Source organism: Bacillus ectoiniformans, from assembly GCF_016908875.1.
Taxonomy (GTDB): domain Bacteria; phylum Bacillota; class Bacilli; order Bacillales; family Domibacillaceae; genus Bacillus_BX; species Bacillus_BX ectoiniformans.
In genome coordinates, this window is sequence record NZ_JAFBES010000004.1 from 54561 (window position 1) to 66455 (window position 11895).

The following is an 11895-nucleotide window of genomic DNA, read 5'->3' on the forward strand; positions in this document are numbered from 1 at the left end:
AACAATTTTAAGAAACATTCTTTTTACCCAATACTTTTATCATATTTTGTATTATAATAATAGAATAAAGTAAGTAATATGGCACGATAAACTATTTTCAGGAGGTGGACCCTATGGAAAAAGTCTCTCCTTTTTACGAAAAACAAGAAAAATGCTTGTTATGCCAGCAGACCTTCCCTACTACTAAAATACGCACAAGTTTTGTAAAAGTGAAGGAACATGACACAGATTTAAAGCCAATTTATGAGGGAGATATTAACCCTTTATTTTATAATGTGAAGATTTGCGTACACTGCGGATTTTCCTATACGGATGACTTCGCTAAATACTTTGCCCCTAATGTGAAAGAAGAGCTTCAGGAAAAGGTAGCTTCGCAATGGGTATCTCAGAACTATGGAAGCTTACGAACGATTCATCAAGCAATCAACAGTTACAAATTAGCGATTTATAATGGAATGATTAAGAGGGAAAAGCACTTAACAATTGCCGGTCTAGCCTTGCGCACCGCCTGGCTCTATCGCGACCTCGAAAACAGCGCGCAAGAGATTCGCTTTTTAGAGATGGCTGCAAAACAATACGAGTATGCTTACTTGAATGAAGATTTAACAGCTACACAAATGTCGGAAGTGAAAGTGCTTTATTTAATTGCAGAACTGCTGCGCAGAAGCGGACACCTTGAAGAAGCAGCGACTTATTTTTCAAAGGTGATCGAAAAGCAGCGGATATCAAATGATAAAAAGATTATTGAAATGGCGCGCGACCGCTGGTATGAATTAAGAGAAACAATGAAGCACTCATCCTAAACAGACCGGACTGAACTAAACAGCAGTCCTTTTTTAGTTAGGCACATTCGGCTTCACATGGAAAAGGGACTGCCTTTAACTGACAGTCCCTTTCACCATTAAAACATCGGGTTTTCTTCAAGATAATCATAAATGTTGTCTACTAGAGCCTCCGGGGTCTCACCATCGACTACTTCTCCGTTTACCAGGGCAAATAAGCCTTCGGCGCACCTTGTGCAATAGCCTGTACACCCATATTCGATGACATCGAGATTAGGATCTCTTTCTAATATTTCAAGCGCTTTTTGCGCACCGTTTGCTAAATTGCTGATACAGAACTCAATGATTGGTTTCATTCGCTTGTTCTCACCTCTTCCTTCCTATTCTACTATCTCACGGCACGTGAGAAAAGCAGAAAACTTTATTTCTAAAATCCTTGCTGCGTGTTGTGAAAAGCGGCTTATTTCGATATACTCTTTATGGTAGAAAAAATATATGACTTTTTTGTGACTTTAAATCCTTTCATGTGCTCATACTTTAATACATATAGACAAAAGGGGATATTACGATGAAACAGTTAGTGTTGCTTGGCGGAGGCTATGGAAACATGCGTGTTCTTTTGCGCTTGCTGCCTAACCACTTGCCAGAAGATGTATCAATCACATTAGTAGACAAAGTACCGTACCATTGTTTAAAAACAGAATACTATGCTTTGGCAGCAGGAACGATTTCTGATCATGAAGTTCGAGTTGCCTTTCCTGAGCACTCTCGCTTGAATGTTGTATATGGCGAAGTCACTGGAATTGACCGAGACAATAAACAAGTCCTTATAAAAGATAAGGACGCTGTCTCCTATGATGACCTAGTGATTGGGCTTGGCTGTGAAGATAAGTATCACAATGTGCCAGGAGCAGATGAATACACCCATAGTATTCAGTCAATTGAAAAGTCTAGACAAACGTATCAGACATTGTCCAACATGCCTGCAGGATCTAAAATTGGCATAGTAGGAGCAGGGTTAAGCGGAATTGAGCTGGCCAGTGAATTACGGGAAAGCCGCCCAGACCTTGATATTAAATTGTTTGACCGCGGTCCGCGAATTTTAAAAGACTTCCCGGAGCGTCTGAGCCGCTACATTCACAAATGGTTTGTCGATCATGGAGTAGAAGTGATTAACAATGCCAATATCACGAAAGTCGAGCCTCACACGATACATAATCATGAAGACACTTATCCAATGGATGCGGTTGTGTGGACAGCTGGGATTCAGCCTAGTCAAGTCGTTCGCAACATGGAAGTAGAAGCTGATTCTTCAGGTCGTGTGATACTCACTCCTTACCATAACTTGCCTGAAGACGAGCATGTGTATGTTGTAGGTGACTGTGCTAGTCTTCCTCATGCACCGAGTGCCCAGTTAGCTGAGGAGCAAGCGGAACAAATTGTACAAGTTCTTCAGAAGCGCTGGAAGAATGAACCGCTGCCTGAAACGATGCCTGAAATGAAATTAAAAGGAATTCTAGGTTCACTCGGCAAGAAGCAAGGATTTGGTTTTGTAGCTGACCGGGCAATTACAGGCCGAGTCGCTCGCTTCCTTAAATCAGGTGTCCTTTGGATGTACAAATATCATAACGGATAAGTATATACTCCCCTTAGAACAAACATCATAGAACAACAAAAGGATGAATCCCCATTCGTGTATGCATGGGGATTCATCCTTTTTTATTAGGAAAATAATTTTATGGATTGCTGTAAATGCTTTAACGCTTGTTCTAAATTGGCTTCAATCGTGATTCCGCTGAAATCCACACCGAGTGTCACCATAGTTTGAGCCACTTCCGGCCGGATCCCAATTAACATCGTTTTAACCCCAAGCAAAGAAAGCGCGTCCACAATTTTAAAGATTTGATCAGCTACCATGGTATCAACAACAAGTACACCCGATAAGTCAAACAGCAAATGTGTGAGTTTATATTTAGTCGCTTTTTGAAGCACTTCTTCCATTAGCAGGCTGGCTCTTTCTGTATCAATATGGCCAATCAAAGGTAAGATGGCTACACCTGTCGTAATAGGAACCACCGGAACTGATAGTTCTAAAAAAGCCATTTTAGACTTTTCAAGTGTCTCCTGATGAAAATGCACATAGGCTGAACTAAAAGCATAAACTGCTTGATCAAGAAGCGGGTCAAGGACAAAATTCACATCAAAGACCGTATCAATGCTCATATCATTTTCTTTAATAATTTTCTTTAGCTCTTCCCATATATAGGTCCGATACTCTGTCGTAGATTTTAATGCTTCATCTAATGAAATGCCGAATTGGCAAGCCGCTTGCCCCATTTCTTTCCCATAAGACAAAATCATTCGAGAAGCAGCTTCTTCTTCCGGCTGGTTTACCAGTATGTCGCCAAACATTTCGATGAACTTTACTTTTACCTCAATGATCTCATCATACGAAACGTTAATATAGTCCGGATTTTGATGCTTAGTGTTTTCATGAATGCGCTCCGCTATTTGATATCTTCTTTCTAAAATCTTCTCTCCTAAAAATCGCAACTCGTTTTCCATACCCTATCCTCCAACTAAAGAATGTCCAATTTCAAATGAACTTTAAAAAAATATAGAATCTAAGTTAATCACTTATCTCTTGTAACACAAAGAAAAAATGTGAGACATTCTCACCTGCAACTTTACTCATCTATGTCCTTGATCGCCTTTTACTTGATTCCGCAAATCTTCAAGCTCATTTAATAATTTCATAATGAGCTCATCACTTTGCCTTAATTCTTCATGCAGAAGTGAGATGGTTTCTTCTTCCCATTTAAACGGGTCTCCATTGTCTGGTGTTCTGCGCAAGTTTTCATAAACATCGCCTATTTCATCTGCTCCCTCTGGCTGGAAATAGACAGCTACTTCACATCCTGGATCCCCTAATGCAATTCTTTTTCTTAGAGAGACCTTGGCGTAGCCAAATTGACGGGAAGCCATACCGCCAAATACACTCGAGGTCATATTACATAAATGAGGTGCATCCTGCACAGCCTCTCCAAACGGACAAGCGGTCGATTTCACTACCACATGATCCGGATGCACTTCTGAAATATAAAAGTGTCCACCAATTGAATTTTTCAAGTCTACGATGATCGCCGCATACTCATCAACCGTCCATGGGCCTGTATGCTGATCATTATATAAACCCTCGATCCATTCCCCTGTACGGAGTCCAATTTGCCGAACGTATTCACCTGCTGTCTTGCCTACTGTTTTTTCATGTATATAGGCATACTGAGTGATCAATTTGGATAAAAATACAGTGCTGTTGAGAGTAACTTGATTAGACAAAACTTTTATCCTCCTATTATTCAGTACTTCAATATTTATATTATAAGGAACATTTAAACAGTTGAATAGTTTTATTACAACATATTGTATCATGCTATTCGAGAGGAAATTGTATGTGAGTCAAAAATTTTTCCTCAACTATTTTTTCCTTACACATAGTTCTTTTACCCTATGATAAAAGAATCAAAACTCTCTTTTTCTATTTTTTGTTTAAATTTGACACACACCTTAAAAAAGTTTGGACAATAAGATAGATGCCCAAACTTTTTTTCACCTTCTTTTTCTATTGTCTACCCACCTATAACTCCACATACTATACGATCGCCTGCATCTCCTGACGGCTGTGATTTCCCATCATCTGCCTTTTCATGAATGACAAGTGACGTTCCGCCTTCTGCTAGCAAAGAATTCGTTTCTCCCGTTTTAAGAGTCACCTTTTCTGCAGTGAATTCTTCTTGCACCGTCCCATCTTCCCCAACTTCTAAATTAGGCAGGTCGCCTGCGTGAGGGCCTTTTTCATGGTCTGCTCCGTGGCTGGCATCTGTTGGGTTAAAATGACCCCCAGCGGATTTAAAGTCTGGCGCTTCACATTTAGCTTCTTCATGAATGTGAAACCCATGCGTGCCAGCCGGAAGGTTTTTGGCATCTAACTTAATTTTTACACCCTTATCCGTTTCCTCAAGCTCTGCGGTACCAACCTCTTCCTCATTCGCATTATTTAACGTCACCATCAATTTTTCACTCGCTGTTTCTTCAGATGGCTCTTTAGCTTGTTCTTCTGCAGGAGTTTCCTCAACTGCCGGCTCATCTACTGGTGTTTCTTCCGTTTTTTCCGCTTCATCCTTGTTGCCGCATGCCGCTAAAACAAAAATTAACCCTATCAGCATCATGACATACATCCATTTCTTCATTCATTAGTCCCCTTCCACCTAAAATATGTACCAGTATCCACTTTTCACTAAATAAAAGACGTGTAAACATAATATAGTGAAGTTCATTAATATCCTTCGTTTTGCTTATGTCAAACAGTTATTTTTGTTCACACTCCACTTATTGTCCTTCACATCACATTTTTTCGCTCTCGTACCTGGACCCCGTCAAAGCCCAAAAAAAAGACACTCCGCGTCCTAAAGGAAGCAGAGTGTCTTTCACTCAATTAAAATCCTAATGAAATGTATTTGATTTCAAGGTATTCTTCAATGCCATAGTGACCGCCTTCGCGTCCGAGGCCGCTTTCTTTGAAGCCGCCGAATGGCGCTTGTGCAACAGATGGAAGTCCGTCATTTAAGCCAACGATTCCATATTCCAGTCCTTCTGAAATTTGAATGGCTTCAGAAATGTTTTCACTGAATACGTAAGCCGCTAATCCAAATGGTGAGTTGTTAGCGCGCTCTACCACTTCATCTGCTGTTTTAAATGTTGTGATCGGTGCGATCGGGCCAAATGTTTCTTCCACCATGCAAAGCATGTCATCTGATACATTTGTTAACACAGTCGGCTCCACGAAGAACCCGTTTGAATCTTTTAGCGCACTGCCGCCGATGGCTACTTTCGCGCCTTTTTCTTTCGCATCATCCAGCTGGCCAACTACTTTCGCTACAGCGTCTTCATCGATTAATGGGCCAATATCCACGCCTTCTTCTAAGCCGTTTCCAACTTTGAATTTCTCTACTTCTTTCACGAACGCTTCCGTAAATGCTTGTTCTACGGATTCGTGAACATAGACTCTGTTTGCGCAGACACAAGTTTGTCCAGCGTTGCGGTATTTAGAAGCGATTAATCCTTTTGCTGCTTTCTCAAGATCCGCACTTTCCGTCACGATAAATGGTGCATGTCCGCCAAGCTCAAACGATACTTTCTTCATCGTTTCAGCTGCACCGCGCATCAAAAGCTTTCCAACTTCTGTTGATCCGGTAAAAGAAATTTTACGTACACGGCCATCTTTCATCCATGCTTCCCCAATGGATTTCGCATCACCAGTTACTAGGTTGAGCACACCTTTTGGAATACCCGCTTCTTCAGCCAGTTCCATTAAACGGATCGCTGTTAGAGGTGTCTGCTCCGCCGGTTTAATTACTGCTGTACAGCCTGCTGCTAGAGCAGGTGCGACTTTACGAGTAATCATAGCAGCTGGGAAGTTCCAAGGCGTGATGGCTGCAATCACTCCAACTGGCTGCTTTTGTACGATAATCCGTTTCTTCGGATCAGACGCAGGGATCGTTTCACCGTAAATGCGCTTTCCTTCTTCTGCATACCAGGAAATGAAGCTATTAGCATAATTCACTTCACCAATCGCTTCTTTCAGCGGCTTGCCTTGTTCTTCTGTCATCAGCTTGCCGATCTCTTCCTTGTTTTCATCAATCAGCTGAAACCACTTGTTCAAATAAGCGCTGCGCTCGCCCGCTGTTTTTTTCGACCATGTTTTAAATGCTTCATAAGCAGCATCTGCCGCTCTTTCCGCTTCTTCCGTTCCTCCATCAGGAACAGTCGCAAACGCTTCGTTCACTGCTGGGTTAATAATCTCGATTTTTTTATCTCCGTCTACCCACTCGCCATTAATATACATTTTCCAATTTTTCATATTATCCGACTCTCCGTTTCTCACTTTTCTCTTTATTCTGATATTTTTCTCTAGTCATCTGCCAGAAGAAGTATACACCTATCCCTGCCCAGCCGGCAAATAAAATCCACTCATACGGCCAGATTAAAGCTGCAGGCATGCCCGGCATATATAAAGCGATAAAACCAAAGCTCATGATAACTGCCAGCCAGCCGATTGCATTCGACTTCCCTGCTTTAAACGGACGGTCCATTTCAGGTTCGTTTTTACGTAATTTTATGAAGGATACTGCCACTAAGAAGTAAGCAATCACAATTCCAAGTCCGCCGGCATCAACGATCCACACAAGAGCAGGACGTCCTAACAGCGGAGCAAATACAGCTAATCCACCAAGAAAAACAATGGCATTCGTCGGTGTTTTATATTTCGGGTGCAGCTGTCCAAACCAGTTTGGCAGCATTCCGTTATGTGCCATCGAGTAAATCACTCGGCTGCCTCCGATAATGAATGCGTTCCAGCTTGTTACAATCCCGCAGATTCCCCCAATGATTAAGATCTTAGCAAAGATCGGAGAACCAAATGCTGCTGCCATCGCATCAGCCGTCGCTAATTGTGAGGATTTTAACGCCTCATCATCCAGTACCATTGATACGCCAAAAGCAACCATTAAATAAAATATAACCGCACAGGCGACTGATACAATCAAGATTTTACCGACATCTCTGCCTGGAATGTTCGCTTCACGCGCCACCTGAGGAATGACATCAAATCCGACAAACAGGAATGGAATCATAATTAATACGCCCATAATTCCAGCTGCCCCATCTACAAAGAAAGGATCTAAATTACTCGTATCCCCATTGATCGTTGAACCGAAAACTAACAGCAGCCCTATTAAAACAATTGCACTGGTCAAGACAACTTGCGCTACTGCAGCTTCTTTTACCCCAATGTAATTTAAAATAGTCAATAAAATGGCTCCGACTGACCCAATCAGCACCCAAGTCAAGTAGACATCCCAGCCTGCAATTGTCCATAAGTATCCAGTTTGATAGTTGGGAATTAAATAATCCACAACGGTCGGCAAGGCTACGGCTTCAAATGTAACAACCGATACGTAACCGAGCGTAATCGCCCAAGATGCGATGAACGATGCTTTTCTTCCCATCGCCCGATTGACATGATAATTGATTCCGCCAGAGTCCGGCATAGCGGATGCCAATTCAGCATACGCAAGCCCAACAAATGTAACGAGCAATCCGCCAATCACGAAGGCGATAATTGCGCCGATGGAGCCTGCTTCAAGAATCCAGTTTCCTGATAAAACAACCCAGCCCCAGCCGAGCATTGCTCCAATTGCTAAAAATAATACGTCCGTTTTTGATAAAACCTTTTTCATTTCTTGCTTGTTATTATCCATCTCCTTCAACCCTCTCGATGTATTTCTTTACTTTTCTTGCTGCAGATGATTGGCTAATTCCTAAGAACTCAGCCACTTTGTAAGTAGATGAAAATTGTTCATAAGCCTGAATCACCATATTGCGTTCTACTTCTTCTAGCACTTCTGGCAATGTATTTCCTTTTTTCACAAAATTCTGTTCAAACATTTCAATCGGCAAGTCGTTAAGAGTAACCACATTATCACTGGTAACGACAAGACGCTCGACCATATTTTCAAGTTCTCTAATATTTCCTTTCCATGAAAAATCCAGAAAGGCATTTAGTACTTTGGGAGAAAATCGAACCTGGCAATCATATTGTTGATTAAAGTAGTCCAGAAAATGATAAGTGAGCGGAATGATATCTTCTTTTCTTTTCCGCAGCGGAGGAATTTGAATAGGCACCACATTCAATCGGTAGTATAAGTCTCTTCGAAATGTTCCCTGCTCGACCATCTCAGCTAAATTTTTATTGGTTGCCGCAACGATTCGCAAGTTTAAAGAGATCGGATATTTTCCTCCAACGGGACGGATCTGTTTCTCCTGCAGCACATGCAGAAGTTTGCTTTGCGCTGTTAATGACAATTCACCGATTTCATCGAGAAACAGCGTGCCATTATTGGATAACTCAATCAACCCTTTTTTCCCTTCTCGAAAAGCTCCTGTAAATGTACCGCCTTCATAGCCAAATAGTTCTGACTCAAGCAGCTGATCTGGCAATGCGGCGCAATTCACTTCATTTAACACTTCATTACGCCGTTCGCTTAACTGATGAATGGTTCGGACGATGCGGCTTTTCCCCACACCCGTTTCACCTAGCAAAAGCACCGTCGTATTCACTTTAGCAATCTTGCGGATCGTCACCATGACCCGTTCCATTTTTTCACTCTTCGTAATTAATCCTTCTACTTCAAGCGGCTCATGAAAGTCTTTCTTGTATGTGGCGATCTGATCCTCCATCTCTTCCACTTGATGTCTAAGCTGCATAATTTCAGTTAGATCCCGTGAGTAGCTGATGACACTTTTTAAATCACCATCTTCATTAAAGACCGGTCTTGTCCGCACATGCAGATAGCGCCCAGAATTGGTCATTTGAAATATCTCAATCGGCTGCGGCCGTTCAATTACTTTTAATGTAGCAGAAGGATAGAATATCCCCATCTTCTCTAATTCTTTCACGTGCTTTCCAATTAAATCAACCGCTGCCATCTGATAGTTTTTTTCACAAGTGGAGTTCACACGGACAACCACTCCATTGGCATCGGTTACAAAGATCTCATCGAAAGACGATTCGAAAATATCATACAATTCACTGTACACTGGTTCCTGAGGATGATTCATAACAAGCCTTCCCCCCGTTAAATGATTCTTGTATTATACCAAAAAATGAACGAGGGGATAAGCTAGCCTATGCTCTTCAGGAAATTACACTTCTACAGATAAGTGTGAGACAGCAGCTGCCATTGATTCCTCTAAAATATCCAGCCCTTCAGCTAATTGCTCATCGGTAATAACTAAAGGCATAAGAATTCGAAGAACATTACCGTATGCACCAGCGCTCAGAAGCAATAATCCGCGCTTATTTGCTTCAGCAATAATTAAGTTCGTTAACTCTTTATTCGGCTCTTTCGTTTCTTTGTCTTTCACTAATTCCATTGCGCACATAGAACCTAAACCGCGAACCTCACCAATCTCTTCATATTTATCAGCTAGTTGACGGAAGCGGTTCATCACTACTTCACCAAGTTTCTCACCGCGCTCATTTAATTGCTCTTCTTCCATAATATCAAGCACTGCTAAAGCAGCCGCGCAGCCAAGCGGACTTCCTGCATATGTTCCGCCAAGTTCTCCCGGAGATGAAACTTCCATGATTTCCTTGCGGCCAATTACACCGCTGATTGGAAGTCCCGCAGCCATAGACTTAGATACCGTTAATAAATCAGGCACTACATCAAAGTGCTCGATGCCGAAATAACGGCCCGTACGTCCGAAACCAGCTTGGATCTCATCCGAAATGAACAAGATGCCGTGTTTTTGACACTCTTCATAGACAGCTTGCACGAATCGTTTAGATGGAACGATGAATCCGCCCTCTCCTTGAACCGGCTCCATCACAACAGCAGCGACAGTTTCAGGTGCTACATCATTAATGAAGAACTCTTTAAACTGCTCAATGATATAATCTTCGTATTGTTCTTCTGTTGTGCTGCTTGGACGGCGATAGTTATAAGGGAATGGCGCTTTGTATACTTCTGGAGCAAATGGGCCAAATTCGAATTTATAAGGTTTTACTTTGCTTGTCATTGTCATCGTCATTAACGTACGGCCGTGATACCCGCGTGAGAATGATACAATTCCTTGACGCTTCGTATACTTACGAGCAATTTTAACCGCATTTTCTACCGCTTCTGCTCCGCTGTTTAACAAAATGACTTGTTTGTCATGGTCGCCTGGTGCAATCGCAGCCAATTTTTCTGCTAATTCAATGTATGGCTCATACATCATGACATTGAAACCTGTGTGAATGTATTGATCTACTTGTTTATGCAAGGCTTCTTTCACTTTCGGATGGCAGTGGCCGACATTGATTGTGCCAATCGCACCAACGAAATCGATAAATGTATTACCGTCAACATCATGGATTAGCGCTCCTTCAGCAGATTGAGCAAATGTTTGCACTCCATTGCTGACTCCTTGAGGAACGGCTTGTTTTCTTCTTTCAACTAGACTCTGTGCTTTATCTCCTGGTACTTGAACTGTCATATTAGCAAATTGTTTTGTCATGTTTACTCCCCTTTTCAGCTTGCTTTAATTATTTACATATTTATATATGCAAAAAGCGTGCCAAGTCTGAAAAGGTAGAAAAAAATGAGTTTTCTAAGTTTTTTCACATTAAATCTAGGTGTCAGTAAGTCACTTGTGAATTAATTAACTCTATATTGACTTAAACAATTTATATATGGGTTATTTATCCATAAAAAAAGAAACCCAAGTCGGATTTCCTTTATTCTGTATACCCATGCTTCTCCATTTCTTTATAGATCGCCTTTAATTTAGGATTGCCTTCCCCTACAATTTCCCCTTCGAGCACCACTACAGGATAAAAAAGGTCTTCATCTATCACTTTTTGGGCAAAATTCTGTTTCTCCTCTTCTTCCTGCGGCTGAAATATATCGACATAACTAATGAAAAATGGCTGGTTGGGATACTTACGAGCTAAAGCCGCTTCAAGCCACTCATAGGTTTCTTTAGATGAAGGCAAGTTGACGCAGCTTGGGCAAAGCTGTTCTGTTCCATATACAATAATCTCAACTGGTTTTCTCATTAAGAACCTCCACTTTTTCATAAACTTTAACTATTTTCTTCTTCATTTTATACTAAAAGTCAAGTATCATCGAATTAAAATCATCTTCATAGTGAAAATGTTTATCAATCGATGGATTTTTTTAATTATAATCATTATAATATATTATAGGTAGATGAAAGGAGTCGATTACATTGGCAGAACAACAAATGATTGATGATGTGCAAGTGGTATTAGATAAATTACGTCCATTCCTTTTACGTGACGGTGGAGACTGTGAACTTGTTGATATCGAAGATGGTATCGTTAAGCTTCGCCTTTTAGGCGCATGCGGCAGCTGCCCAAGTTCAACGATCACGTTGAAAGCTGGAATTGAACGTGCTCTTTTAGAAGAAGTGCCAGGCGTAGTAGAAGTAGAGCAAGTATTTTAATTAAACTGCCGACCGGTGAGACACGATAAATGTCTTACCG

11 protein-coding genes and 1 pseudogene are annotated in these 11895 nt (G+C 41.4%); 3 read left to right on the forward strand and 9 right to left on the reverse strand.

Annotation, left to right across the window (positions count from 1 at the left end):
• Positions 1-113 precede the first annotated feature (113 nt).
• Positions 114-803, forward strand: a complete 690-nt coding sequence (locus JOC78_RS07240; RefSeq protein ID WP_204553845.1) for a DUF2225 domain-containing protein — start codon at positions 114-116, stop codon at positions 801-803.
• 98 nt (positions 804-901) lie between these two features.
• Here JOC78_RS07240 and JOC78_RS07245 read toward each other — a convergent pair whose 3' ends face one another.
• Positions 902-1138: a YuzB family protein gene (locus tag JOC78_RS07245; RefSeq protein WP_204553846.1), complete on the reverse strand. Its 237-nt coding sequence runs from the start codon at positions 1136-1138 to the stop codon at positions 902-904.
• 212 nt (positions 1139-1350) lie between these two features.
• Between JOC78_RS07245 and JOC78_RS07250 the strand changes: the two genes are divergently transcribed.
• Positions 1351-2418, forward strand: coding sequence for an NAD(P)/FAD-dependent oxidoreductase (locus tag JOC78_RS07250; protein WP_204553847.1), 1068 nt, complete (start codon positions 1351-1353; stop codon positions 2416-2418).
• An 86-nt stretch (positions 2419-2504) separates the two neighbouring features.
• Here JOC78_RS07250 and JOC78_RS07255 read toward each other — a convergent pair whose 3' ends face one another.
• The 8 genes from JOC78_RS07255 to JOC78_RS07290 all read right to left on the reverse strand — a co-directional run bounded on the left by JOC78_RS07255 (position 2505) and on the right by JOC78_RS07290 (position 11445).
• Complete coding sequence (locus JOC78_RS07255; RefSeq protein ID WP_204553848.1) at positions 2505-3347, reverse strand: STAS domain-containing protein; 843 nt, start codon at positions 3345-3347, stop codon at positions 2505-2507.
• A gap of 126 nt (positions 3348-3473) precedes the next feature.
• Positions 3474-4121, reverse strand: a complete 648-nt coding sequence (locus JOC78_RS07260) for a methanogen output domain 1-containing protein (protein WP_204553849.1) — start codon at positions 4119-4121, stop codon at positions 3474-3476.
• Between the two features lie 290 nt (positions 4122-4411).
• Positions 4412-5032, reverse strand: coding sequence for a superoxide dismutase family protein (locus JOC78_RS07265; RefSeq protein WP_204553850.1), 621 nt, complete (start codon positions 5030-5032; stop codon positions 4412-4414).
• A gap of 245 nt (positions 5033-5277) precedes the next feature.
• Positions 5278-6687, reverse strand: a complete 1410-nt coding sequence (locus JOC78_RS07270) for an NAD-dependent succinate-semialdehyde dehydrogenase (protein WP_204554160.1) — start codon at positions 6685-6687, stop codon at positions 5278-5280.
• A 16-nt stretch (positions 6688-6703) separates the two neighbouring features.
• Positions 6704-8101: an APC family permease gene (locus JOC78_RS07275; protein WP_204553851.1), complete on the reverse strand. Its 1398-nt coding sequence runs from the start codon at positions 8099-8101 to the stop codon at positions 6704-6706.
• Positions 8094-9461 carry a sigma-54 interaction domain-containing protein gene (locus tag JOC78_RS07280; protein WP_204553852.1) on the reverse strand — a complete coding sequence of 456 codons (1368 nt, stop codon included), beginning with the start codon at positions 9459-9461 and terminating at the stop codon, positions 8094-8096. Before JOC78_RS07280 ends, JOC78_RS07275 begins: the two co-directional genes overlap by 8 nt.
• Positions 9462-9545: 84 nt before the next feature.
• A complete protein-coding gene (gene gabT, locus JOC78_RS07285; RefSeq protein WP_204553853.1) occupies positions 9546-10904 on the reverse strand; it encodes a 4-aminobutyrate--2-oxoglutarate transaminase in 1359 nt (452 codons plus the stop codon).
• 220 nt (positions 10905-11124) lie between these two features.
• The gene (locus JOC78_RS07290) at positions 11125-11445 is read right to left on the reverse strand and encodes a YuzD family protein (protein ID WP_204553854.1); all 321 of its coding nucleotides are present in this window, start codon (positions 11443-11445) and stop codon (positions 11125-11127) included.
• A gap of 194 nt (positions 11446-11639) precedes the next feature.
• On the opposite strand from JOC78_RS07290, the pseudogene JOC78_RS07295 reads away from it, so the two are divergent.
• Positions 11640-11855 (forward strand): annotated as a pseudogene (locus JOC78_RS07295) (NifU family protein); the annotation flags it as partial.
• Positions 11856-11895: the final 40 nt, after the last annotated feature.